This window comes from Microbacterium sp. I2 (assembly GCF_051364985.1).
GTDB lineage: Bacteria > Actinomycetota > Actinomycetes > Actinomycetales > Microbacteriaceae > Microbacterium.
This window is the reverse complement of sequence record NZ_JBLWIH010000001.1, coordinates 291,368-316,436: the sequence shown is the minus strand read 5'-3', so window position 1 is coordinate 316,436 and position 25,069 is coordinate 291,368. Positions and strand designations below refer to the sequence as shown.

15 protein-coding genes are annotated in these 25,069 nt (G+C 65.7%); 8 read left to right on the top strand and 7 right to left on the bottom strand.

Going from position 1 to position 25,069, the window contains the following annotated elements; translation table 11 throughout:
• Position 1 precedes the first annotated feature (1 nt).
• Together ACLKM7_RS01405 and ACLKM7_RS01400 are read left to right on the top strand one after the other, a co-directional pair.
• Positions 2 to 5,059 (top strand): family 78 glycoside hydrolase catalytic domain, encoded by a 5,058-nt coding sequence (locus ACLKM7_RS01405; protein WP_436445224.1) that lies wholly within the window; start codon positions 2 to 4, stop codon positions 5,057 to 5,059.
• Complete coding sequence (locus ACLKM7_RS01400) at positions 5,056 to 6,540, top strand: NAD-dependent epimerase/dehydratase family protein (RefSeq protein ID WP_436445223.1); 1,485 nt, start codon at positions 5,056 to 5,058, stop codon at positions 6,538 to 6,540. The genes ACLKM7_RS01405 and ACLKM7_RS01400 overlap by 4 nt, the downstream gene beginning before the upstream one ends.
• Positions 6,541 to 6,887: 347 nt before the next feature.
• Here ACLKM7_RS01400 and ACLKM7_RS01395 read toward each other — a convergent pair whose 3' ends face one another.
• A complete protein-coding gene (locus ACLKM7_RS01395) occupies positions 6,888 to 7,502 on the bottom strand; it encodes a hypothetical protein (RefSeq protein ID WP_436445222.1) in 615 nt (204 codons plus the stop codon).
• A gap of 112 nt (positions 7,503 to 7,614) precedes the next feature.
• Here ACLKM7_RS01395 and ACLKM7_RS01390 point away from each other — a divergent pair, with 112 nt between their 5' ends.
• A complete protein-coding gene (locus ACLKM7_RS01390; RefSeq protein WP_223169206.1) occupies positions 7,615 to 7,794 on the top strand; it encodes a DNA-binding protein in 180 nt (59 codons plus the stop codon).
• Positions 7,795 to 7,929: 135 nt separating this feature from the next.
• Here the strand turns inward: ACLKM7_RS01390 and ACLKM7_RS01385 are convergent, their stop codons facing one another.
• From ACLKM7_RS01385 to ACLKM7_RS01360, 6 genes are all read right to left on the bottom strand, one after another.
• Positions 7,930 to 9,015: a hypothetical protein gene (locus tag ACLKM7_RS01385; RefSeq protein WP_436445221.1), complete on the bottom strand. Its 1,086-nt coding sequence runs from the start codon at positions 9,013 to 9,015 to the stop codon at positions 7,930 to 7,932.
• Positions 9,015 to 11,288, bottom strand: coding sequence for a sensor histidine kinase (locus ACLKM7_RS01380; RefSeq protein WP_436445220.1), 2,274 nt, complete (start codon positions 11,286 to 11,288; stop codon positions 9,015 to 9,017). Before ACLKM7_RS01380 ends, ACLKM7_RS01385 begins: the two co-directional genes overlap by 1 nt.
• A complete protein-coding gene (locus ACLKM7_RS01375) occupies positions 11,285 to 13,108 on the bottom strand; it encodes a DNA cytosine methyltransferase (protein ID WP_436445219.1) in 1,824 nt (607 codons plus the stop codon). Before ACLKM7_RS01375 ends, ACLKM7_RS01380 begins: the two co-directional genes overlap by 4 nt.
• A gap of 361 nt (positions 13,109 to 13,469) precedes the next feature.
• Complete coding sequence (locus ACLKM7_RS01370) at positions 13,470 to 16,211, bottom strand: AAA family ATPase (protein ID WP_436445218.1); 2,742 nt, start codon at positions 16,209 to 16,211, stop codon at positions 13,470 to 13,472.
• 325 nt (positions 16,212 to 16,536) lie between these two features.
• Complete coding sequence (locus tag ACLKM7_RS01365; protein ID WP_436445217.1) at positions 16,537 to 16,731, bottom strand: hypothetical protein; 195 nt, start codon at positions 16,729 to 16,731, stop codon at positions 16,537 to 16,539.
• Positions 16,732 to 16,828: 97 nt separating this feature from the next.
• Positions 16,829 to 18,055 carry a DUF2130 domain-containing protein gene (locus ACLKM7_RS01360; protein ID WP_436445216.1) on the bottom strand — a complete coding sequence of 409 codons (1,227 nt, stop codon included), beginning with the start codon at positions 18,053 to 18,055 and terminating at the stop codon, positions 16,829 to 16,831.
• A 197-nt stretch (positions 18,056 to 18,252) separates the two neighbouring features.
• Between ACLKM7_RS01360 and ACLKM7_RS01355 the strand changes: the two genes are divergently transcribed.
• The 5 genes from ACLKM7_RS01355 to ACLKM7_RS01335 all read left to right on the top strand — a co-directional run bounded on the left by ACLKM7_RS01355 (position 18,253) and on the right by ACLKM7_RS01335 (position 25,056).
• Positions 18,253 to 20,229 (top strand): hypothetical protein, encoded by a 1,977-nt coding sequence (locus ACLKM7_RS01355; protein WP_436445215.1) that lies wholly within the window; start codon positions 18,253 to 18,255, stop codon positions 20,227 to 20,229.
• A gap of 9 nt (positions 20,230 to 20,238) precedes the next feature.
• Positions 20,239 to 21,861, top strand: a complete 1,623-nt coding sequence (locus ACLKM7_RS01350) for a type I restriction-modification system subunit M (RefSeq protein ID WP_436445214.1) — start codon at positions 20,239 to 20,241, stop codon at positions 21,859 to 21,861.
• Positions 21,858 to 23,072, top strand: a complete 1,215-nt coding sequence (locus ACLKM7_RS01345) for a restriction endonuclease subunit S (protein WP_436445213.1) — start codon at positions 21,858 to 21,860, stop codon at positions 23,070 to 23,072. Before ACLKM7_RS01350 ends, ACLKM7_RS01345 begins: the two co-directional genes overlap by 4 nt.
• 71 nt (positions 23,073 to 23,143) lie before the next feature.
• Complete coding sequence (locus tag ACLKM7_RS01340) at positions 23,144 to 23,812, top strand: hypothetical protein (RefSeq protein WP_436445212.1); 669 nt, start codon at positions 23,144 to 23,146, stop codon at positions 23,810 to 23,812.
• Between the two features lie 32 nt (positions 23,813 to 23,844).
• Positions 23,845 to 25,056 (top strand): GTPase family protein, encoded by a 1,212-nt coding sequence (locus ACLKM7_RS01335; protein ID WP_436445211.1) that lies wholly within the window; start codon positions 23,845 to 23,847, stop codon positions 25,054 to 25,056.
• Positions 25,057 to 25,069: the final 13 nt, after the last annotated feature.

Sequence of the window (25,069 nt, the reverse complement as noted above, 5' to 3'; positions counted from 1 at the left end):
GATGTCTCTCACCGTCACGCCCGTCCGTTTCGAGCACCACCGCCAAGCATTCGGCATCGGTCACTCCCGTCCCCGGCTCTCCTGGATCATCACGGATGCCTCGGACGGCTGGTCGCAAGCCGCCTATGAGTTGCAGCAGCGTGACGGCGAGAGCATCCGCGTCGACAGCGGCGACTCCGTTCTGGTGCCGTGGCCATTCGATGCCCTGCCCTCGCGCGAGCGTCGGGAGATCCGCGTGCGAGTAGGAGGCCGGGACGGTTCCCTCAGCGAGTGGAGCGAGTGGGCGGCCGTGGAGACCGGTCTTCTCGAGCCCGATGACTGGACCGCGCAGATGATCGGGCCAGAGGATCCCGGTATCGCCTCACCGCTGGTTCGCGGGACGTTCGCCACGCCGGGCGACCGTCAGATCCGTCGGGCGCGGGTCTACGCCACCGGCCACGGGGTATTCCAGCTCGAGCTCAACGGGGAGCGTGTCGGCGACGACGAACTGGCCCCCGGCTGGACGGCGTACGAGTCTCGTCTGCGTTACCTCACATACGACGTCACCGACCTGGTTCACGCCGGGGACAACGTGATCGGCGCGTGGCTGGGCGACGGCTGGTGGCGCGGATACCTCGGCTGGGGTGGGAACAGGGCGTTGTACGGCAACGACCTGGGTGTGATGCTGCAGCTGGAGATCGACTACACCGACGGCAGTCGCCAGGTGATCGGCTCCGGGCCTGATTGGGTGTCGGCTGCCGGACCCATGCGCTCCGCCGACCTCTACAACGGCGAGGACTTCGACGCCCGGGCATTCGACCCGGCGTGGTCCACCGTTGACTTCGACGCCAGCGCGTGGGCACCGGTCGTCGCCCGTGATCTCGGCGACGTGGAGCTCGTCGCCCCGGACGGCCCGCCGGTGCGCGTGATCGAGACGCGAGCGGTTGAGGAGGTGCTCACCTCGCCGTCAGGCAAGACGATCCTCGACTTCGGACAGAACCTCGTCGGTCGCCTGCGGTTGACGGTGACGGGAGAGGCCGGAACGGTCGTGACGCTGCGCCATGCGGAGGTCCTCGAAGCGGGTGAGCTTGCGTTGGAGCCGCTCCGCGGTGCGAAGGCGACTGACACCTATACGCTCGCGGGCGCGGGAGCGGAGTCCTGGGCACCGCGGTTCACCTTCCATGGATTCCGCTACGCCGAGGTCACCGGGTGGCCCGGCGAATTCGACCCCGCCGCCGTGACGGCTGAAGTGCTGCACTCGGACATGAAGCGCACCGGTTGGTTCTCCACCGACAACCCGCTCGTGGACCGCCTGCACGAGAACGTGGTGTGGGGAATGAAAGGCAACTTCGTCGACGTCCCCACCGACTGCCCTCAGCGCGATGAGCGGCTGGGGTGGACGGGCGACCTGCAGGTGTTCGCTCCGACGGCGACGTACCTGTACGACTCCGCCGGCTTTCTGGTGTCGTGGCTGAAGGACCTCGCGGCCGAGCAGCGAAAGTACGGCGGCACCACGATGGTGGTTCCCGCGATCGTCACCGGCTACAGCGGGCCGACAGCCGGGTGGGCAGATGCCGCCACCGTCGTCCCCTGGGCGATCTACCAGGCATACGGCGACGTGGGCGTGCTCGAGACGCAGTTCGACAGCATGGTCGCGTGGGTCGACGAGGTGACCGCGGCCGCCGGTGACGGCCGGGTCTGGAGCGCCGGATTCCAGTTCGGCGACTGGCTCGACCCGACGGCGCCTGCGAACCGGCCGGAGCAGGCACAGACTTATCCGGAGATCGTTGCGACCGCGTACTTCGCCCGCTCCGCTCGCATCGTCGCCGACACGGCGAAGCTGCTGGGTCGCACCGCCGAGGCGGAGAAGTACGAGTCGCTGGCGGACGAGGTGAAAAACGCCTTCCACCGCGAGTATGTCTCCGGGGCCGGCCGGCTGCTCTCAGACTCGGCGACTGCGTACGCGCTCGCGCTGGTGTTCGACCTGATCGACGACGCGGACGCCAGGCAGCGCGCTGCCGACCGGCTCGCCGAGATCGTCGCCGGGAACGGCTACAAGATCTCCACGGGGTTCATCGGTACGCCGATCATCACCGACGCGCTCAGCGCCAACGGTCACGCCGACGCCGCCTACCGGCTCCTGTTGCAGACCGACGCGCCGTCCTGGCTGTACACCGTCGAGCAGGGGGCCACGACGATCTGGGAACGGTGGGACTCGCTCCTTCCCGACGGCACGGTCAACCCCAGCGGCATGACCTCCTTCAACCACTACGCGTTCGGCGCCGTCGCCGACTGGATGCATCGCGTGGTGGCCGGTCTCGCTCCAGCTGCACCTGGATACCGCCGGTTGCTCATCGCCCCGCAGCCGCCGCGGCGAGGCCTGACCTCCGCGACCGCCACCCTGGCGACCCCGTATGGAACCGCGTCCGCCGAGTGGAGGATCGTCGGCGAAGAAATCCGCATCACGGCGTCGGTGCCGGTGGGTGTCGACGCTGACGTGACCCTTCCTTCCGGCCGGACGTTCACAATCGCATCGGGCATACACGAGTGGAGCGAACCGTTCGAGGTCGAGCCGGAAACCGGCCACGTCTTCACTGTCGACTCGCGCCTCGGTGACCTCATCGACAGCAAGCCGGCCATGGCGGTCTTCACCGGGGTCATCGCGAAGTGGGTGCCCGGGGCAGCCGAGCACATGACCGGCGGAATGCGGGGCCAGGACGAGGTCACGCCACGGCAAATCACCGCGATGCTGCCCGATCCCGCCGGCGTCCTCGCGGACCTGGAGCGGGGCTTCGCCGCGCTCGCCGCAGGCGAGGAGATCCCCGCGGACATCCTCACCGCCCCGGCACCCGAGGTCGACGACCCCGAGCTACTCGAAAAGGCGTCGCTGCTGTCCGGGCGCGACTTCTGGTCGACCCGGGAAGCCGCTGGTGCCCCCTCGATGGTAATGGTCGACGGTCCGCACGGCGTCCGCCGTCAAGCCGGCACCGCAGATAACCTCGGCTTCAACGACAGCCTGCCGTCCACCTGCTTCCCCACCGGTGCGGCGATGGGGTCGACCTGGGACCCCGCTCTCATGCGCGAGATCGGCACCGCCCTCGGCGAGGAAGCGCGTTCGCTGAACGTCAACATGCTCCTCGGACCCGCCATCAACATCAAGCGGTCGCCCCTGGGCGGTCGCACGTTCGAGTACCTCTCCGAGGATCCGCTGCTCACCGGAGTGCTCGCCACGGAGTACGTGCATGGCGTCCAGTCGACCGGCGTCGGCACCTCCGTGAAGCACTTCGCGGTGAACAACCAGGAGACCGACCGGATGCGGGTCAGCGCCGAGGTCGACGAACGCACGCTCCGCGAGATCTACCTCCCCGCCTTCGAGCGTGTGGTGAAGGATGCCGCACCCACCACCGTGATGAGCGCATACAACGCGATCAACGGAGTCTTCGCCTGCGAGAATCGATGGCTGCTGACCGACCTGCTTCGCGATGAGTGGGGGTTCGACGGTGCCGTGGTCTCCGACTGGGGTGCGATCAAGGACCGCGTCGAAGCGCTGCGCGCCGGCCTCGATCTCGAGATGCCCGGAACCGGCGATGACGGAACGGATGACATCCTCGCCGCCGTTCGCGACGGACGGCTGGACCGAACTGTGGTGGAGCAGGCCGCCGCAAGGGTGGCCACCCTCGCGCAGCGCACCAAACTCACGCAAACCCCTCCCACGTACGACGCGGACGCCCACCACGCCCTGGCACGTCGAGCGGCAGCGTCCGGGATCGTCCTGCTCCGCAACGAGCACCAGACGCTTCCGCTCCGCCGCGGCCAGAATATCGCGGTGCTGGGATCGCTGGCCGTCGAGCCGCAGTTCCAGGGCGGCGGCAGCTCCCACGTCAACCCCACCCGGTTGGACATCCCGTTCGAGGAGCTGCGGGCAGCACTCGGCGCGGACGTGGTCTCGTACGCACCCGGATACGCCGCTGATGGCGACGCGGAAGCGCTCCGCGCCGAAGCGGTCGACGTCGCGGCCGCCGCGGATGTCGCGGTCGTCTTCGTCGGTCTGTTTGAGGAGGACCAGTCCGAAGGCTTCGACCGCACGACACTCGACCTGCCGGAGGAGCATGTCGCGCTCATCCAGGCCGTCGCGGGACGCGCCGATCGCACCGTCGTCGTCCTCTCCAACGGGGGAGTCGTGACCCTCGAGCCGTGGCACGACTCGGTCGACGCCATCGTGGAGGGCTGGGCGCTGGGACAAGCGGTCGGCGGCGCGCTCGCTGATGTGCTCACCGGAGCGGTGAACCCTTCGGGTCGCCTGGCGGAGTCCATCCCGCATCGCCTGGAGGACACTCCGTCGTTCCTGAACTTCCCCGGCGAGAACGAGGTGGTTCGGTACGGCGAAGGCGTTTTCGTGGGATACCGGCATGACACCACCGTCGGTCGCCCCGCGCGCTACCCCTTCGGGCATGGCCTGTCCTACACGAACTTCGAGCATGAAGACCTGCAGCTGACGGTGACGGGTGCGGACTCGGCGGTCGCGCGCGTGACGGTCCGCAACGCAGGGGAGGTCGCCGGCGCGGAGGTGGTTCAGGTCTACGTGGCGCCGGCCGCGGCGCCGGTGCGCCGACCGCGGCGGGAGCTCGCGGGCTTCGAGAAGATCCGACTTGAGCCGGGGGAGTCGCGCACCGTGGAGGTGCCGCTGGACCGACGCGCATTCGCGTACTGGGATGTCACCAAGGACCGGTGGTGGGTGCAGCCGGGCTCGTACGGGGTCGAGGTCGGCCGGTCCTCGACCGACATCGTCCTGGCGGCCCGGGTCACGCTGGACGGTGATGAGGATCGCCCCGCGCCACTCACGCTGGAGTCGACGGTCGGTCAGTGGTTCGGTCATCCGGTCGTCGGCCCGGCGCTGATGCAGGCGATGATGGCCAATGCCACCCCAGAGCAGATGGCCGCGGCCGAAGACAACGGCAACATGCTCAAGATGGTCGAGTCGATGCCTATGGGTCAGTTCGCCCGGTTCCCCGGCGTAGAGATCCCCGACGAGGCACTGGAGCAGCTCATCAATCTCAGCCTCGATGGCCACCCCGTATGACCGCCCATCGACGGACGGTGCTCCTCACCGGCGCGACCGGCAACTGGGGGCGGGCGACACTACAGCTGTTCCGAGAGCGGTCCGACATACGTGTACGAGCTCTTGCCGTGCCAACGCGAGCGGACAAGGCGGTGCTCGAGGATTTCCGCGACATGGAGAACCTCGACGTCATCTGGGGCGACCTCACGCGCTACGCCGACGTCCACGACGCTGTCATCGGCGTGGACGTCATCCTCCACGTCGGCGCGGTCGTGTCACCACTGGCCGACGCGAACCCTGCTCTCGCCCGGCGCGTGAACATCGAGTCGATGCAGAACATCATCCGCGCCGTGCGCGGGCAGGAAGACCCCCGCCGCGTCGGCGTCATCGGCATCGGATCCGTCGCCGAGACCGGCGACCGTCAGGAGCCGGTGCACTGGGGACGAGTCGGTGATCCGCTGCGTGTATCGCAGTTCGACGAGTACGGGCAGACGAAGGTGGTCGCGGAGAGGCTGCTCGTCGACTCCGGCCTGCCGAAGTGGGCGTGGCTGCGCCAGACCGGGATCTTTCACCCCGGCATACTCGAAATCCGCGACCCGATCATGACCCACTCGCCGCTCACCGGCGTCATGGAATGGGTGTCGGCGGAGGACTCAGCACGCCTGCTGGTCGGCGCATCCGCCGCTGACATCCCCGACGAGTTCTGGGGTGGCATCTACAACATCGGTGGAGGGGAGTCTTGGAGGCTGACGAACTGGCAGCTTCAGAACGCCCTCGGTGCCGCGATGGGCGTCACCGACATTCGACGCTGGTACGACCGCAACTGGTTCGCGCTGAAGAACTTCCACGGGCAGTGGTACGCCGACAGCGATCGGCTCGAGAACCTGGTGCCCTTCCGGCGGGACACGTTCGACGAGGCGCTGGAACGCGCCATTGCCGCTGCACCGATCGCTGTGCGCTCCGCCGGAAAGGTGCCGACGTGGGTCGTCAAGCACCTGGTCATGCGACCTCTCACTCTGCAGCCGCGCGGCACCATGGCTGCCGTGCGAGCGAACAACATCGAGGAGATCGCCGCTCACTACGGCTCCTCTGAGCAGTGGCGGGCGATCGGCGACTGGGCGTCCTTCTTGCCGCCGGAGCCATCGCGCACCCCCATGTTCCTGGATCATGGATACGACGAGGACAGGCCCTCGTCTACCTGGAGTCGTGACGACTATGTCGGCGTCGCCGCCTACCGTGGCGGAGAGATTCTCAGCGACGACGTGCGGACAGGGGATGTCACCCTACCGCTGCTCTGGCGATGCGCGCTCGGTCACATCTTCGCCGGCCGTCCGCGCCTCATACTCACTGGCGGTCATTGGTGCCCCGACTGCGTCCGCGACCCTGCGGGGTATGAGACGCAGGCGGAGGACAATCGGTTCCTCGCACAGATCGAGCACGCAGCGCGGACTCCTGTCTTGGTTGAGAGGTCACATAGCCGGAGACTACGGATGATGGTCTAAATCTCTGGTCACCCCAGAGAAAGGAGAGATGCCCCTGGAGGGACTCGAACACGTTTTCAGCATTCTGCATAGCGACGTGAAACGACAACTTCCGCGGAACTACGCGGGTTTTCGAGGGTCGCGCGGCATCGTGCGACGTCTGAAAACAGCCAGTGGCGAATAGGATGCGGCCAAAATGCGGGCAAGACTTGCCAGTCCTGGAGCGGCTTTCAGGCTCACCTCGGAATTAAGTGCGGGCAAACCGGTATTGGTCGCTAACTGAAATGCGTGATCTTGGTCACTCTGCTCACGGAAGCGCGTCTTGCTTTGCAAAGTGCTCAATTGCGGCTTAACGGGTCCCGATGGTGTCAGCGCCCGATGGAGGGCCCCGATGAAGCTGGCCTGACCGAGGGTCCGGTGAACTGCTCGCGGAGCTGCTGCTCGCGAGTCTGGACAAGCACCTCGCGACCGGTGGCCTCGTCGACGAGGCCGGCAATGCGGGCCCGATTCATCATGCGCGTAGCAGTGCTGACGCTGACGCCGAGCTGTTCTGAGACGAGCTTGAGCGGACCGTCGTTGATGACCGAGGCGAGCCGGTAGAGCCTGACCGCCTCGCGCAGGTTCTGGTCCTCCGAGCGCGACTCGTCCGCCTTCAGCCGCGTCAGGTATTGTCCGTAGGTCTCGGTCTCGGACAGACCGCCGTCGATGCGGACGACGCGAGTTGCAGCCCACTTGACGATGGCCTGCACTCGGAGGTCGCGCAGCAGCGTGGTGGTCACCTCCTCGCCCTGGCCGCTCCGATCCACTCGAATCGACTCAGCCGCTGCCCGCCGCAGCGTCGGGTCGTACACGACGTGCGCGCGCACGGCGCCCGGAACGTCAGGAAGGCCAGTGACCACGGCGACCCACGAGCGGGGGATGTGAATGCCGTCGCCGGCGTCGAGGATCTCGTCGTCGATCAGCTCGATCGAGAGTTGAGGCATGCTGCGAGTTTCCCAGTTTCGGGAACCGCGAGCAAGTGATGACATCGATCGCTCACGGGTGTACAGTGCGTGAGCAAGTGATGACATCTACCAACCAGCGAAGGAGAAGGTCATGAACTCATCGCCGAATTCGCTTGCCCTGACGATGAAGGATGCCGCGAAGCTCGTCGGCGTCGACTACCGCACAATCAAGCTCGGCATCGAGAACGGGACCATCCCCACGGTCCAACTCGGCCCACGCCGCATGATCCCGCGTGTTCCGCTGCTGCGCGCCTTCGGCGTCGACGCCTGACAGGGAACCGATCGGCGACATCGGCCTGTCGCCCGCTTCTCGGCCGAGCCCGCGACCGGGGCTGCTTAGGTGGCTGAGGCTTGGGGAGCGGACCGATCCTCACCCTTCAGTCTTCGTTCGTATAAGGAACCGGCCCTACGCAGTAATTGACTGCGCGGACTCCAGCCGCCTCTTGATCAGTTCCGGGTCCAGGTCGGGCACACCGATCCGGCCGCGGAAGTGGCTGTGCTGAACAAGAAGCGCTTCGGAGAACGGGCTCACGAGAGAAGCGACCGCTTCCATCGCACCTAGCCCGTCCGAGGTAACCGAACGAACGTTCTCGAGGTCAATGACGAGGTCCGGGATGTCGCGAAATGCAGGCAGGTAGTGGTAGCGACCCTGCGTTGCCATCAGGACGTCCTTTCGGAGCTCAGACCACTTCCCGACGGACTTCGCCTCCGTCCAGCCGAGGTACTTCTTGTGGACGTCCAGCCGTCCTGCACGAGCCAGGAGAACGAACTCGAACTTCTTCTGCTCGAAGTCGCAGGCTGGTGTCAGGACGACCCACCAATCGCCATCAGGATCGCGCATCACGTCGCCTGGTGAGCGCATACCCGATGCGGGCGGATAGATGTAGCGATGGCTTGGATGGGCTGTGAACTTTTGCTCGCGGTCTTCGTCTAGGACGCGAGCTAGCCTGCTGATGAGCACCTGAGCCACCGTGGCCGGGTCGGCGCCGTTCGTGTACTCCGCCCAGTGCGGGCCGAGCTCGGTCCACATGTGCTTCGTGAGCACGGATGTCACATGGTTCTCGATGTCGGCGATCGTGTCGATTGCGCGACTGGCGATGGCCGCTTCGACAGCAGCGGGTAACTTTTCGATGTCGCCCTTGCCTAGCACGGCTACAAGCGGTGCCATCGCCTCTTCTTCGACGTTACCGGGGAGCGCGGTCCAGAAGATGACCGGAGCGAATCGCGCTTCTTTGATCTCAAGGAACACCGCGTGCCCGACGGTCTCGTCGACGGGTGCCAAGTTCGAGGCATCGCGTCGCACATCGAGGACGACGATGTCGCTCCCACCGTCCTTGACGATGTTGAAGCCCTTGTCAAAGTCCGTCTCGATCGAGACCTCAACATCTATATCCGGATTCTTCTCGAACCCGTCGACGATCTCGCGCTGCGCGTCTGCCGCGAGCTGAGGGTTGTCGTCGATGATGAGGACCCGCCATGTCTTTCCGGTCATTAGACGCGTCTCCTGAGCGTGGCCTCGAACGTCGCTCCGTCGAGAGGGCCTTCTTGGACGAGAGCCAGCTCGCCACCATAGATGTCCTCGACCATGTTTCCCGCGATGCTCAAGCCAAGGCCGACGCCGTCCGGTTTGGTCGAGAAATAGGGATCGAAGATGCGGTCGCGAAGATCGTCGGCGACGCCTGGGCCCGAGTCGCTGACGATCAGAGTCAGTGATAGGTCAGCGTTGCTGCGGGCGTCCACAACGACCCTGCGCTCTGAGTCTCGCGGCTGCGTAGAGACCCAGTAGAGCGCGTTCTGGATGAGGTTGACGAGCACGAGCAGTGCTTCCGCTTCGTCGACTCGGGTAGATATGTCTGCGTCTCCGCCTGCAAGATTGACGCCACGGTCGTCCGCTTCGACCTGCATGATCGAGATTGCCTTCCGGATCAGTTCGCGAGTCGAAACTTCTTTCGGACGGCCCCGCTTGCGCCCACCGAAGGGCTCGATCTGGTTGAAGAGCGACGACAGGATCTCCGCTTGGTCTGCGGTCTCTTCCATCGACTTCTGGGCAATCCCAATCTTTTCGTCGGCCGAGAGAGTCGCCTTTTCCATGTCGCGCTTGCCGAACCGTGCAATGTTCTTCAAGCGCGTCAAGACGGTTCGTCCGTCGTGGAGAATGCGGTCAACGAGCGAACCGAGCGTCGCAAGACGCGAGTACCGGGACAGGACTTGCTGCACCTCGGCGACGCCTTCCTGGATGTCGCGGTGCTTGTCGTCGATCAGGCCGATCAAGCGGGAGTCTCCGGGATAGTTTGTTGCCAGTGCGGCGCGGATTTCTCCCAGGTCGAACCGCTCGAACAGGCCGCCCTTCTTCTCGGGCCGCGGAGTATCCGGATGACGGACCTTATAGCGACGACCCTCCAGCTCATTGAGCGCCGCGCGTACGAGCACCTGGAGATCGGAGTATGCCGTTCCCGCGAGGAAGCCTTCACGATTGGACTGGTCCTTGAGGCCTTGGTTCGCATCGGCGCCGATGAACACGTGGCCGACGATCTGGTTGTTCGAGAGTCGAAGAGTGGGGCTCTGGACTCGTCGAAGGTCGAGGCCGAGCCAGTCGTCGCCGCTCTCGCCAAAAGGCAGCACGCGGAACCCGTCTCGGTAGATGCTGACGCCCGCGACATCATCGAGGGTCTCCCGGAAGCCCTTGAGGTCTCTCGGTGTCGGGGGCGGCCCGTCCGGGCTCGACGCTGTCAGCGTTCGCTGGATTGCTTCCTTGTCGCGGTCCCAGACGTTGATCTCGAACTCAAACGGTCCGGCTTGAGGGGCGCGCTTGTCGTTGTTCCAGAGCGTCTTCGCGCCGAGGTTCTCGTCAACCAGCGGCTCCTGCTGCACGTAACGAAGGGTTGCGACGCCGTTGGAGTCGACCGACCCGCTCAGCTGATAGTGCGGTGTCCTCAGATCGCCGGACGGGTCTATCGGTCCGGCGAAGCCCTCCAGCGACTCGGGGACGTCCTCCAGCTCGACGAGGATCTGAAAGTCAGGTTGCGTTGCCTTCTGGTCGTCTGCCGAATGACCCGCCTTGACCGCGCCGTTCGCCTCGGACTGACTGGTGGGACGCGGACGGATCAGCCGGGTCAATGCGGTGCGGAGTTCGATGAAGTCGTTGGCAACCCAGGCGTGAGTCAACTTCTCGATCCGAAGCACGGTCCCGTGGCCACGCCTCCATGTCTGGCTGCCGGATTCGGAGAAGACTGAAGCGGCTTGTCCCTCCCGCGAGAACACATCGGGGTCGCCGATCTCCCAGGCCACCTCGATCTCGTCCAGATAGGCGTCCTCTCGGTCGAACTGCGACCAGTCGATGAGGAGGTTGACCTCGCGGGCGTCGGCCTTCCGCGTGACCAGCAGAAGCTCGCCGCCGAGCCTCGCAGCCGCCAGTCGCCCGATGCCCTTCTCGCCGAGGACACGGCGTCCGCCGTCGCTCTTAGGCTTCCGTCGTTTGGCGTCGGTCGCGATGTCAAGCCAGGATCGCTGAAGGGTGGAAATGTCCATCCCCTGCCCGTCGTCCCAGACCTCGATGCGGCCCTTCTCGTTTTCCAGTGGGCCATGGAATCGGATGAGGACCGTCGTGGCGTCCGCGTCATACGAATTCTTGACAAGCTCGATGAGTGCGACCTTGTCGCTACTGATGAGGTCATTGCCGAGGGTGCGGAGCAGGCGCGCGCGGGGCCTCAACGCGCCCCGTCCGTCCGGGGCGTCTTGAGCAGGTCGTGAGGCGTCGTCGTTCATGAGGCCGCCTTCGTGTTGGTGCCCGTACTCGAAGTTGCTTTGATGAGCGCGCGGGCCTCCGACACTGTGATGAAGCGCAGCGCGCTCATTCTGAGGGCGGCGTCAGGACCGCCAGACACGAGCTGCGCGAGAGCGACCTTGATATCGGTGTGGAGACCGGTCTGGGCTTCAGGCAGGTCCATGAGCAGGGCGACGACGTTCTTCACGCGTTCGTTGACGATCAATTCGTCGCCTCCTCGAAGGAGGGAGAAGATCTTGCGCTGCGCCGTCCCTAGTGAGGCGGCCACCAAGGGCGTCCAGTCCACGGCTCCTCGCACACGGAGCATCTCGCGCAGCTCGCGAATCGCTTGCTTCCTGGTCGCGCTCAGCGCTTGGACGTTGATGTGCTGAAGCGACGCGACAGACAGCTCCTGCACTCCTCGGAGGGGACCCACGATCGAAGCGGCAGCCTCACTCGGGAGGCGATGGAGATCGAGTATCGCGACGACCGCCGCGGAAGCGGCAGTCATCTCGGGTCCGGGATAGAGCCACCACGTGGACTCGCGCTGCTTTCGCGCCCAGGCGGTGAGTCGATCGCGCATCGCAGGCAGCGAAGCGACATCAGTCCGGGGGACATCAAGCGGGAGCACCATCTCCGCGACGACGCGGCCGAGGGTCGGAGGAACAGCGTTCCCGATCTGTCGAAACGCGTCGCTCCTAGTGCCCGCGAATCGGAAGTCGTCAGGGAAGGTCTGGATGCGCGCGGCTTCTCTTACCGTCAGAGTCCGATGCTCGGCTGGGTGGATGTACCAGTAGCCGTCTTTCGCGATGTGGGCGGTGATGGTCCTGCTCAGATCGTCCCAGGCCAGGCGCTTGTACTTGTCGTTGAAGGTGTCGGAGCGGTAACGCTTGAGGCGATCCGGTAGGTCGGAGTAAAGCGTGGACGACGTCATGAGCTCGAACGCTTCCCTGTCGTCAGCACGTACGGGACGAGTCATATGGTCGTGGATGACGCCTGACTTTGCCGAGGCACGGAGCCGCCTCGCGAGCTCGCTCGTCGGCTCGCTGGAATAGGGAAGCTCTCGAGCGCCGGTCGTTCCCCCCAAAGATGGAAGATCTTCGATGGCATCGCGGACAGTCGGGCGGTCGTCGCTGAACGATGGCCATCTGGGAACGGCGCCGTCGCGTCGGGCCTGGAGGATGAACCTCTTACGGTGTTGCGGCACGCCGTGGCGCCACGCGTCGAGCAGCCGGTAGTCGACGATGTAGCCGGCGCCTTCGAGGATCTCCGCGATCTCTCGAATCACGATGAGATCATCGCCGATGGCCATATCGGGGACATTCTCCATGAGCACCGCGCGGGGCTGCAGCGCCGTCACGACGTCGATAAAGGAACGCCACAGCTCTTTTCGTGCATCGACTGCATCACGCACGCCATCTTCGACGAGGCTGCGGATCTTCGCCCGGCCAGCCCGGCTGAACGGCTGGCAAGGTGGCCCTCCGGCGACGAGATCAATGCCCAGCGGACGCAGCCTCTCGATCAGCGCGCCGACCTGGGCTTCGTCAGACATGTCTACCTCGAGCGCGTGCCCACGGAAGTTCGCGCGGTGTGTCTCCAGAGCGGCCTTGTCATGGTCGACAGCGGTGACCACCGTCCATCCGGCCGCCTCAACACCTGCGCCTAGGCCGCCCGCTCCTGAGAACAGGTCGATGGCAAGCGGACGTCCGGCTTCCTTCTCGGCGGCGCACCAATCGGCGAAACTCTTGTCATCGGGGGCGTCGGGATGTCGCGGAAGGGTGAGCGGCACTGAGCGTTCGAGCTTCACTGCGTACTTCGCCACGCGCCAGCACTCCTTCCAGACTTTGGCGTTCACCTCCAAGCGAACACGACCAGTGTCGTCTGGGGTGCACGACGCGCCGCGTCGACGCGGCCCGAGAACACCCTACTGGCCACGCAGGACGTTGAAGAAAAATCCTGATCAGGAGCATGTCAGGCAGGGGGAGGGGAAGCCGCCCCGGCCGCGCACGCGCCAGGAGCGACGGCCGTCGCCGGCACGCGCCACCGGTCTTCCCCGCGTACGGACACTGTCCTTCATCAAGACAGGCGAGGAGATGTCGCGAGCGCCTTCCCTGAGGCATTCGACCCGCCCGAATAGCCAGCCGGAAGGCCCGCCCGCTGAGCGCCCCTTAAATCGAACGCAGCTACATCCCCATCCCGCGCCCTGCGCTCGGCGCCCCGACCACCGGCCCCGTAGCAATCGCCGCCTCCCGGCTCCTTGCCGCCCGCCGCACCTCCGCCTGGGCAGCGCGCACAGCATCCTGGATCGTCAACTCCGGAGTGCCGCGCTGCATCGATTCGGCCAGGCACTCGCGGGCTGTAGCATCCGTCCGTGCCACGACGATCGCGACGTTGTGTAGCCGCCCCCGTGTGAGGCCAACATAGAGTCCCGCGGCATCGACGTCCGGCCCGACCACCGATGCATCGGCGGTGTCGCCCTGCACGCCGTGCACGGTGGACGCGTAGGCGAGCTGCAGGTGCTCGCGCGCGTACTCGGTGGACACGCGCGCCACCTCGCCGCTGTCGCTCACGGAGACAAGAGAGAGGTACTCGTCGCGGATGCCGCGCACGATCCACTGCGCGCGATTCTCGACGCCGGTGAGCCGGTCGTTGCGACGGGTCTGGACGGTGTCGCCGATGAGGATGCGCTGCTGCGCCATTCCACACGCGACGACGCGAACGTCGAGCTCGCCCTGGTCGACTCGCCGCTGTTGGATGGCGTCGTTGATCGCATCCGCCTCAGCATTCGTGCCGGATACCAGCGTCACCCGCTTGCCGCGTGCGTGCCAATCGAAGTAGGCGTCGATCATCCGCTCACGCGCCGCGTCGTGATCATCAACCCGGTCGAGGTGACCGTGCTCGGCAAGCTCGCCCGCGACCACCCGCGCACGCTCGCGATCACCCGCATCCCGGAGCCGCAGCGTGAGCGCCGCGTAGTCGGGATCGCGGAACCGGTGCACCGTATCGAGCTCGACCGCAGCGTTCGCGTGCCGGATCGCGGAGCCCATCGCGCCCGCATGTCCGACCGGCAACGCCTGATGCGTGTCACCCACGAAGGCCAGTCCGACGCCCTGCTCGATCGCGAGCTCGACGAGGACATTCGCCGTCTGCAGGTCGACCATGCCGGCTTCGTCGACGACAATCCGATCGCGAGAACGCAATACGTACCGGGTTGGTCCGCCGTATACGGAGCCCGTGCTGGGATCGACTTCTCCCACTCGAAGCCTGGTCCACACCTTCGCGCCGGCCTCGTCGGTGCCCCACCGGTAGCCATGGTCCAAGAGCAGGGCATGAATACTGGATGCCGCGGCCCCGACCTCGCGGAACGCCACCGATGCCGCCTTCCGCGTAGGAGCAACGACGAGCATCCGCCGCCGTTGCGACGTGAGCGCGGCGACCGCAGCGCGCAGCATCGTCGTCTTGCCCGCGCCGGCGGGGCCGGTCACCGTCACGAGGCCGTCCGTGCCGGCGATGGCGCACGCGGCGACACCTTGCGAGGCATCCAGCGCCGACAGATCCGCGTCCGGTGCGAGCCGGTGCAACTCGCCCTGCAGCAGGGAGCGCCCGGGTCGGGCGAGCACGTCCAAGCGGCCGGCGAGACGCACCTTGGCGCGCACGGTCTTGGTCGCCATGAACGCCTTGACGTGGGCCGGTGGATCGTCCGCGACGAGCCGGTAGAGGGCAGTCGTGGCACGCTCGGTGATCTCGGCGAGCACGCCGTCGAGCCGGTGGCGCTCCGCAACGACGCCCGTGCGCGAGAGCGCGCGTATTGCACCCGCGCGGATGTCGAAGATGCTGAACCTCCCGCCGCATGATGTGGACCGTTCGTCCGCGTCGACGACCGCCTGTGCCGCGAGCAGATCCAGATCGAGCGCAGGAGGCTTTGTCGCAGCGAATGGAATGGGTGCGCGCGGGGCGATCAGGCTCGGATCGATCGCCGCGATCTCGTCGCGGACGCGCGCCTCCCAGGACGCCTCATCGATTTCGGCCGGCTTGTTCGGACGCGATACCGCCCACGCGCGGCGATCGATCTGCTGCAGCACCTCCACGCTCGGCGCGGACCCTCCGTGCGTCGCACACCACTCCGCGATCAGGCGTGCGCGGTTGGCTTCGATCTGCGCCGACCGACGCGAGACGGGTCGGACGGCGCCGGCGAGTTCGGCGATCTCGCCGGTGTCGTCGAGCGTGTATCCATGCCGGGCGAGCGCGGCGATCCAGGCGGGGTCGGTGCGGGCGGCGAGCTCGCCCTCGGCGTTGACGACGGTATGGAGTTTCATCGCGACGCGCGAGTCGAGGTTCGACCACTTGCCGTCCGCGCCCAGCACCTTGATGTTCAGCCAGAGGTGACGGTGGATGTGCGGATCGAGCGCGCGCGAGCGCCGATGCTGCAGCTCGACGACCTCGATGCGGGTGAGCTCCTCGCGGATGAGCCCGCCGTGCCCGCGCCGCGCGTTGAGCTCGGTCTGCCACGTGAGAAGGATGCGTTCACGCAGCCGGTCCTGCAGTGCTTCGAACTCGGCGGCGAGTTCGGGATGCAGCAGCGCGGCGATGCTGTACGACTTCGGGTGGTTGATCGTCCCGTCGAGCAGCAGGTCGGCGTCGGGGCTCAGCCGCTGATGGCCGCGCTCTTCCCCAGTCACCGGGTCGTGGCCGGTGAGCCAGACACGAAGGCCGCCGGCGGTGAGTTCGTCGGAGGTGATGACGCCGTTCGCCACGATGAACCGGGAGACGGTCGAACCGGATGCCGCACCGTACGCTTCGAGAGCGTCGACGCCGGGGGAGTGCTGCAGGTGAGCGTCGCAGCTGCCCCCGAAGGCGTAGCCGATCGCCTGTCGAACCCCTCTGGACTCGACACCTCGCTTCCAACGCTCGAGGCCGCCGCGCATGCCGCCAGGATAGGGTGAGTTTTGCACGTTATCCAGGCATTTTTGTGGCTTGCAGCTATGTGTAGGAGAGTGCTTCTAAAGGGTCTCGCTCACCCACGGTGCCTGCGTGCATCGCTGGTTCTTTCTCTCTCTTCTTGGCTCGGTTCTTCCTTCTCCCTTCGTGGCTCGGTTCGTCTTGGGCCTTGTGTCTTGGGTCTCGTCTGTGTGCTCTCGGTGCGTCGGTATGGTTCTCTCGGATGCCGGGCGCTTGTCCGGCTATGGCGACACTCCATCTATCCACGGGGGGTGTCGCGCTATTTATGGGGGTGTCGCGCGTGATGCCCCGCTATGCCACGAGGCTCGTTAGGTGGTGGCCATGGCAGGCATCGCATTCGTATGTGCGGATTTCGTGGCGACGTGTCGAGAGCATCGCCTCGGCAGCACGCTGACGCAGCGTCGCCGCGCTATGAAGCGCCGAGACGGCCTCGCGGTGGTCGCGGAACCGGATCTTGCCGCACGTGTGCGATCGGTGCAGTGACATCAGCTTCCATCCTTCGAATCGCTCGCGATCTGGCTCAACGCGGCGCTGCGACCGCTGGGGAGTCCTCACGCCTGGAGGACTCCCCATCCGCGGAGTGCTACGCGGCGTCCAGCTCTTCGGCGGAGTCCAGCTCGGCGAACTTGGCCGCCATGGTCGGGTTGCCCTTGGTGAGCTTCTTGACGGTGAGCGCCGTCGCCTTGTCGTTCGCGAGGCGGAGGTTGTTCTCGGATCCGAGGAGGTTGTCCTTGACCTTCTGGAGTCGATCGATTGCGTTGTCGATCTCCTTGATCGCGGTATCGAACTTGCCCTTGGCGAGCTGGTAGTTGCGCCCGAACGCCGACTTGAATCCCTCGAGCTCGGACTCGAAGTCGGTGATGTCGATGTTCTGCTTCTTGATCTGCTCGAGCTCGGCCTTGACCAGGATGGTGTCCTGGGCGGCATTGCGCAGAAGCGCGATGATCGCGAGGAAGAACTGCGGGCGGACGACGAACATCTTCGGGTACAGGTGCGACACGTCCGTGATGCCGGCGTAGAGGTCGGAGTCCTCTTCGAGCATCGAGACGAGCACCGCGTACTCGCAGCCCTTGTCGTTGCGGTCCTTGTCGAGCTTGGCGAAGAAGTCGCTGTTCTTCTTCTTCGTCGTGGTGGCGTCGGACTCGTTCTTCATCTCGAACATGATCGAGACATACTCCACGTCGTCGTCGCTGAAATCGCGGAAGACGTAGTCGCCCTTCGTGCCGGCGGACGCGTCGTTGTCCTTGCCGAACTCTGCGTTGGGGAAGGCAAGCGAGCGCATGCGGTTGAACTCGATCTCGCAGTGTTGCTCGAGGGTCTCGCCGAGGAGCTTGACCGAGAGCTTCGCCTTCATGTCCTTGTAGCGATCGATGAGCTCATCCTTGAGAGCGAGCTCCTTGGTGTGCGACTCCTTGAGCGCGGCGTCTTTGACCTTCTGCTCGGCCGCCTGAAGCTCCAGCTTGCTCTTCGCCTCGTTGAGGTTCTTCTCCGCAGCAGACACAGCCTTTGCGACAGCCAGCTCCTGGTCGGTCGCCGCCGACTTGAGCTCGGACTTGAGCTGCTGGATCTCGGTGTCCTTGGCAGCGCTCACTTTCTGCGCCTGTTGGGTTGCGTTGGCCACGGCGAGGGCGATCTCGGTGGCCTTAGACTTCTCGGCTTCCGCGAGACGTGCGTGAAGCTCGTGCTCGAACTCGGTGGTGCGCACCTGCTGCACGATGTCGGCGTACTGCGCCTCGTCGATGGTGAAGAGGGTGCCGCAGTGCGGGCACTTGATCTCGTTCGAGGCGATGGTGGATGTGATCTCAGTCATGGGTATCTCCTGGGAGGGGCGAGAGCGAATCCTGCAGGCGGGGCGGCCCCCCAGAAGCGCCCCGCCTGCAGCAGCGACTTGATGCCGCCCGGAACAGATCGTGGACCAGAATCGAGGTCACACGATCTACTAGGGCTGATAAGGCCACTTATCAAACCTGCAAAGCGCCGCGGGTCGAATCGCAGTACCTTTGTCGTATGTCCACCGCGCCATCGCTCCTCATCGACCTGGCCGGCGTCGCCCGGCTGGCCGGCGTGCAGCGACCCGTTGCATCGATGTGGCGTTCGCGATTCGCGTCGACGTCCGACCCCTTTCCGGAGCCGTCCGGCGAGATGGGTGGCCGGCCGCAGTTCGAGGCTAAACAGGTCGCCGACTGGCTCGTTCGCACAGGGCATGGCAACAATCCAGAAGCACGCGAGGATGCCGCGGCAGCGGCCGCCCCGGCGGACTTCTCGTTCGCCGACTCGAGCGCGGTCGCAGAGCTGGAATCGCTCATCACCCTCCACTCGCAGACCGATGACCTGGGCGAGCTCACGCATTCGCAGATCGAGGAGGCCGCCGCTGAAGTCGACCCTCTCGATGGCATGCTCCAGGCCGAGATCTCCGCACACGTGCGGCGGGGTGCGCCGTGGCTCGAGTACTCAGCGCACCTGATCGACGCGGCATACTCGCCGTCGGCGGCGTTGGCGCTTGTGACCCGTCGGCACGCTGTGTCGCACCGAGCGGCAGGGTCCGCTGGACCGCTCGTGGCCGATGCGATTGCCTTGGTCGTCGACGCGACGCTCGCGCTTGTGGGCGACGGCGATGCCGTGACCTTGGATGCTGGCGACGCCACGCTCTCCTCGATGCTCGCGCGCAAATTCGGTGACGACGTGAGCATCGTGCTGCCTGCCGGAACGCACAGCCGGCGAGTTCGACGCCAGCTGCTCGTCGACGGTCATTGGCTCGCAGATGCAGAGGAACATCTGACGCGCTCCGTTGTTGTCGCGCGCATTCCGTCGGATCGAGGTGACGACGTCGCCGGGATGCTGCGGGCGGTCGATGAGGTCTCCTTGTCGTTGCGCGATCCGGATGCGGCAGTGGTAATCGGCCCCGCGAGGGCCCTCGTCGATCCGTTGACGCCCACCGACGAGCGGGCGCGCGCCGAGATTCTTCGTTCTGGCCGGATACGTGGCATCGCACGCTTGTCGGCCGGCATGGTCGAGAGCGCGACACGTGAGTCACTCGCGCTCTGGGTGTTCGGAGAGCCGGTCGGTGAGGTCACGCCGGCGCAGCGACTCACCGCTGTTGCGGATCTCACCGCGATTCCGCTCACTCCCGCTGCGCGAGCCGACCTCGTATCCGACATGATCGCGGGCATGGGCAGCGGACGGGACTTGCGCGCCCATCAATTCCGGTTCGCGACATTCGTTCGGACGACGTCGTTGCAGGCTCGAAGTGGCTCGCTCGTGGCATCGGCGACCCCGAAGCCCGTACCCGCCACCACGGACGCGACACACCTTCCTGCGCTTCTCGACATCGCCGCCGACACAGTTCGTGACGACATCGCCCCGATCGAGATCGCTACCGATGCGCACGACGTCCCGCGCGCCACGTCGGTGCCCGAGCTGATCAATGCCCGACACTTGAGGAGGATCCAGGGCACCCGCCTCGATCCAAACCTGCTGGGCTCGGAAGGACTCATCGTCGTGACGTCATCCGATCTCGATAACCCTGCGACGATCGGTCGCACCCGCGTGGATCAGCTCACGCTCGCAACGCAGCACCCGAACGCGCAGCTCACACGCCCCGGCGACGTGATTTTCCGCACCAGCCCGACCGCGGCGGCATGGGTCGACACCGACGGCTCGAAGGTCGTCGCCTACCCCGCCCGCGTGCTGCGCATCACCGTGGGCGACCCCGGCGGGCTCGTGCCCGAGGTGATCGCCGCCGACATCACCGGCGCGACCGCCGGCCCCGGCGCATGGAAGCGATGGATGCTGCGCCGCGTCGCCCCGCACACCATCGCGCCGCTCCGCCAAGCCCTGGCCGACATCGCAGCCGCCCGCGAAGACCTCGAGGCCCGCGCCGCGCGCCTCAGCGACTATTCCGCCCTGATCGTCGCCGGTGCGACGTCGGGAGCGGTGACCATGATCGATTCGAACCACGCCGCGGATGCGGCATCCACGCAGTAAGGAACACGCATGCCCCGCACCCCGAAAGCCGCCGCGCAGGCGCCGTCGACGATGAAGGAGCTGAAAGACACGCTCTGGAAGGCGGCTGACAAGCTGCGCGGATCGATGGATGCCTCGCAGTACAAAGACGTCATCCTCGGGCTCGTGTTCCTCAAGTACGTATCGGATGCATTCGACGAGCGTCGTGCCGGCATCCGCGCTGAGCTGACCGCCGAGGGTTACGACGACGAGCAGATCGCCGAACTCATCGACGACACCGACGAGTACACCGGCCGCGGCGTGTTCTGGGTGCCCGCGAACGCGCGGTGGGGTTTCCTCGCCGAGAACGCCAAGGGCCTGGGGCCGACGATGGACACCCACGAGAAGTCGATCGGCGCGCTGATCGATGAAGCGATGGATGCCGTCATGCAGGCGAATCCTCAGCTCTCGGGCACGCTCCCGCGCATCTTCAATCGCGACAGCGTCGACCAGCGCCGCCTGGGCGAACTCGTCGACTTGTTCAACTCGGCACGGTTCGCCACCCAGGGGCAGGGCGGGTCCGACGGACGCCGCGCCCGCGATCTACTCGGCGAGGTGTACGAGTATTTCCTGGAGAAGTTCGCCGCGGCGGAAGGCAAGCGGGGTGGCGAGTTCTACACGCCCGCCGGAGTCGTGCGTGTGCTCGTGGAACTGCTGCAGCCGACTCACGGTCGCGTGTACGACCCGGCGTGCGGATCGGGCGGCATGTTCGTGCAGGCCGAGAAGTTCATCGACGCGCACCACGGCGAGGGAACAGACATTTCGGTCTATGGGCAGGAGTTAAACGAGCGAACCTGGCGCCTCGCCAAGATGAACCTCGCGATTCATGGGCTGAACGGCCAGCTCGGCTCGCGGTGGCAGGACACCTTCGCCCGCGACTTGCACCCGGAACTGACAGGTGCCAATGGTGCCGACTTCGTCATGGCGAACCCGCCCTTCAACATCAAGGACTGGGCGCGCAACGAAGACGACCCCCGCTGGCGCTACGGCGTGCCACCGGCAGGCAACGCGAACTACGCGTGGATCCAGCACATCCTGTCCAAGCTCGCCCCCGGCGGTCAGGCCGGCGTCGTCATGGCCAACGGCTCGATGTCGTCGAACTCCGGCGGCGAGGGCCAGATCCGCGCCGAGATCGTCGAAGCCGACCTCGTGTCGTGCATGGTCGCCCTGCCGACCCAGCTGTTCCGCTCGACCGGCATCCCCGTGTGCGTGTGGTTCTTCGCAAAAGACAAGGGCGCGCGCGCCGGCGAGGTGCTCTTCATCGACGCCCGCAATCTCGGGCACATGGTGGATCGCGCTGAGCGCCAGCTCTCTGACGACGACATCGCGAAGATCGCGGGCACGTTCCACGCGTGGCGAGGAATCGAATCGGATGCCGCACCCGACGAGTACGCGGACGTCCCAGGCTTCTGTTACTCGGCGACCCTCGCCGAGATCAAAGCCGCTGACTACGCCTTGACGCCGGGTCGCTACGTGGGCGCCGCCGAGGTCGTGGATGACGGCGAGCCGATCGAGGAGAAGCTGGCGCGCCTGCGCGTTGAGCTGGAGGCGCAGTTCACCGAATCAGTACGGCTGGCCGAGGTCGTGCGCGAGCAACTGGGGAGGGTGTCATGATGCGGACGGTCACCGTCGCCGAAATCGCCGCACCCGAGTCGCGATCAATCGCGATTGGGCCTTTCGGATCGGCGCTGCGCGCTGAGCGCTACACGAGCAGCGGTGTGCCTGTTGTGCGCGGCCAGAACATCGGCGATCGGTGGGGACTCTCAACCGACGACGTCGTCTATGTAGCTCGCGAGACCGCCGATGAGTTCCCAGCCTGCGTGGTGAGGCCCGGTGATCTGGTCTTCCCTCATCGCGGCGCGATCGGTCGAGTCGCACGAGTCGATGACCAGGAGTGGCTGCTCTCATCTAGCATGATGAAGCTCACAGTCGATCCGAACGTGGCTGACTCGCGGTTCGTTCTTCTCTACTTCCGGGACAAGGGCCGTGACGAGCTGCTGAACCGCGCATCGACAGTGGGCACACCTGGAATCGGGCAGCCACTCACGTCGCTACGCAGCATCCCGATCCCGCTGCCGCCGCTCTCCGAGCAGCAGGCGATCGCCGAGGTGCTGGGCGCCCTCGACGACAAGATCGCTGCCAACACCGCCCTCGCCGCCAACACCGCCTCCGTCGCCAGAGTGGAGTTGCGCTCGACAATCGGCGATGGGGCATTTGAACTGCCGATCGAGGAAGCGTCGATCCTCCTCACGCGGGGGATCACGCCGCGGTATCTGCCTGACGGCGAAGGCACCCGGGTGCTGAACCAGAAGTGTGTGCGCGATCAGGTGGTGGCGCTCGAGCCCTCCAGGTGGACAGACGACGTGAAGGTGAAGCAGGAGAAGCTCCTCGCTGTCGGCGACGTCTTGGTCAACTCGACGGGCCAGGGCACTCTCGGGCGCGTAGCGCGCTGGACTCTCTCGGAGCCGGCCACCGTCGACTCCCACATCACCATCGTGAGGCCCGATTCCAATGTCAGCGATCCTGCAGTTATTGGGCAGGCGATTCTCGCAATCGAAGCCGACATCGAAGCCCTCGGTGAGGGCAGCACGGGTCAAACCGAGCTCAGCCGAGTCGAACTCGGACGCGCTCGGATACGGATCCCGAGTCCGGAGCGTGCTGAGCGTCTTGGCGCGGCGCTTCGGGCTCTTTCGGCTTGCCAGGATGCGGCACGCGCCGAGAACGCCACCCTCGCCGCAGCCCGCGACGCGCTACTTCCGCAGCTCCTGTCGGGCAGGCTTCGTGTCCGCGATGCCGAGGATGCAGCATCCCGAGCCGGCGCCTGAGCGCGAGCGACACCCAGACCCGATACATTCACAAGACTGCACCGTTGCATGAATCTTGGGGGATTCACCGCATGACCACCACGGCCGCGCCGCCTTCGGCGACCGCACCTGCGCCCAAGCCCGTCAAGAAGACGCCGTTCTGGGCCAAGCTTCTGCTCGTCCTCTTCGTGCTCGGCCTGATCGCCGCAGCCGGCTTCGCCGGGCTGACATTCGGGAAGTTCCTCGGCGCGACCGAGGCCCGAGACACCCAGGTCATCCGCTCGATCACGGGTGAAGAGCAGGTCATCCTTCTCACCGCGGGCATGACGGATGTCCAGGAAGAGCGCGGTGATGGTCTCAAGCTGGCGATCGGCGACATCAAGCTCTTCACCCTGGCCGGCACTGAACGGTCGATGCTCGTGCGCTACGAATACGACGCGAAGTTCGGGATCGAGGGCAAGGATGTCGAGATCGTGCAAACGGGCGATGACTCGTATCGCGTCACGATCCCGAAGTTCATCTACCTGGGCTATGCCAACCCCGATCTGAGCATCGCCAACGAAAAGAACGGCGTTCTCAGCTGGACGACGCCCGAAATCGACACGACTGAGGTGTTCGAAGAGCTGCTGTCAGAGCAGGCGGTCGACGAGCACATCGACGGCTTTCGCCCCGTGCTTGAAGAGCAAGCCGAAACCTTCTACACCAAGATCGTGAGCGCCATCGACCCCACGATCACTCTCGAGTTCGAGTTCTCCGAATGACCGACAGCGCCTTTCACGAAGGGGACCTCAGAATGACGTCCGAATCCGAATCCAAACCCGGCACCGATGCCACCGCTGCTGAGGCAACGCCCGAACCGCCACGGCAGCAACACGAATTTGATGAGCGCCCGTTCCTCGACGCGACGTCCGAGGCGAAGTCCCGGTACGGACGGTTCAATCTCGCCGTGATCGGTGGTTCCGGTGTCGGCAAGTCGTCGCTAGTGAACGCGGTGTTCGGGCGTGACTGGGCAAAGGTCGGCAAGGGACTGCCGGTGACCCGAGGAGTTCAGTACTACAACGACGACTCACTGGGCATCTGGGATGTCGAAGGGTTCGAGATCGGGTCACCGGTCGCGCCGCGCGAACAGCTGAGAGCCAATCTCAAGGTCATCGCGGAGCACCCGGCGGATCGGCAGATCGCGGTCGTCTGGTACTGCGTGAAGTCCAACGACGATCGCCTCACTCCGGCAGACATCGAGATGATGCGCGAACTCGACGCCGAGGGCCTGCCTGTGATCCTCGTGCTGACCAAGGTTGACGCCGCGAAGAATGTCATCATTCCGGGCAAGCGGTCGATCCCGAAGGGCGTGCAGGAGTTCGTCGACTGGCTCGAGAACCCCGTCGATGAGAACAATGAGTCGATCGATATCCCCTATAAGCGCGTCATCCTGACTGCGGCCCGCGACAAGCACGGGAAGGCCTCGGGGTATGGCCTCGGTGAGCTCGTCACCGAGACCCTCGCTCTCTCGCCCGAAGACGAGAAGGATGCCTTTCGCATCGCACAGCGACTCAATCTGCCTTGGAAGCGCGAGCTCGCCCGACCGGTCATCGCAGGAGCCGCGTCTGCTGCCGCCGCGGCCGCCGCAGTTCCCGTTCCGATCGCAGATGCCGCGATTCTGGCGCCGATCCAGCTCGGAATGATGGGGCGCATCGCCACGATCTACGACCTCGAGATCAAGACGATGCTGTCAGCGGGAGCTCTCGCGCAGTTGGGCGTGCAGCTGGCGGGCAAGGCACTCGCGAGCAGCGCCATCAAGGTGATCCCTGGAGTCGGCAGCGTCGTGAACGCGGGAGTGGCGGCCGCCCTCACCGCTGCCACCGGCGAGGGCTGGATGCGTCTGTGCGAGCAGGTGCACACCGGGAAGCTCGACCTCGCGAAGGTGAACGACTCGTTGGGTGACTATGTGCCCGGCTTCCTGGACGTCTTCCGCAAGATGGCTGAACAGAAGATCGCGAAGTCGTGAGGGGCTCAAACTG

What these genes read in the sequence shown, in the direction of transcription:
- ACLKM7_RS01405 (WP_436445224.1), top strand. Translation starts at nt 2, where the DNA reads ATGTCTCTCACCGTCACGCCCGTCCGTTTCGAGCACCACCGCCAAGCA.
- ACLKM7_RS01400 (WP_436445223.1), top strand. Translation starts at nt 5,056, where the DNA reads ATGACCGCCCATCGACGGACGGTGCTCCTCACCGGCGCGACCGGCAAC.
- ACLKM7_RS01395 (WP_436445222.1), bottom strand. Translation starts at nt 7,502, where the DNA reads ATGCCTCAACTCTCGATCGAGCTGATCGACGACGAGATCCTCGACGCC.
- ACLKM7_RS01390 (WP_223169206.1), top strand. Translation starts at nt 7,615, where the DNA reads ATGAACTCATCGCCGAATTCGCTTGCCCTGACGATGAAGGATGCCGCG.
- ACLKM7_RS01385 (WP_436445221.1), bottom strand. Translation starts at nt 9,015, where the DNA reads ATGACCGGAAAGACATGGCGGGTCCTCATCATCGACGACAACCCTCAG.
- ACLKM7_RS01380 (WP_436445220.1), bottom strand. Translation starts at nt 11,288, where the DNA reads ATGAACGACGACGCCTCACGACCTGCTCAAGACGCCCCGGACGGACGG.
- ACLKM7_RS01370 (WP_436445218.1), bottom strand. Translation starts at nt 16,211, where the DNA reads ATGCGCGGCGGCCTCGAGCGTTGGAAGCGAGGTGTCGAGTCCAGAGGG.
- ACLKM7_RS01365 (WP_436445217.1), bottom strand. Translation starts at nt 16,731, where the DNA reads ATGTCACTGCACCGATCGCACACGTGCGGCAAGATCCGGTTCCGCGAC.
- ACLKM7_RS01360 (WP_436445216.1), bottom strand. Translation starts at nt 18,055, where the DNA reads ATGACTGAGATCACATCCACCATCGCCTCGAACGAGATCAAGTGCCCG.
- ACLKM7_RS01355 (WP_436445215.1), top strand. Translation starts at nt 18,253, where the DNA reads ATGTCCACCGCGCCATCGCTCCTCATCGACCTGGCCGGCGTCGCCCGG.
- ACLKM7_RS01350 (WP_436445214.1), top strand. Translation starts at nt 20,239, where the DNA reads ATGCCCCGCACCCCGAAAGCCGCCGCGCAGGCGCCGTCGACGATGAAG.
- ACLKM7_RS01345 (WP_436445213.1), top strand. Translation starts at nt 21,858, where the DNA reads ATGATGCGGACGGTCACCGTCGCCGAAATCGCCGCACCCGAGTCGCGA.
- ACLKM7_RS01340 (WP_436445212.1), top strand. Translation starts at nt 23,144, where the DNA reads ATGACCACCACGGCCGCGCCGCCTTCGGCGACCGCACCTGCGCCCAAG.
- ACLKM7_RS01335 (WP_436445211.1), top strand. Translation starts at nt 23,845, where the DNA reads ATGACGTCCGAATCCGAATCCAAACCCGGCACCGATGCCACCGCTGCT.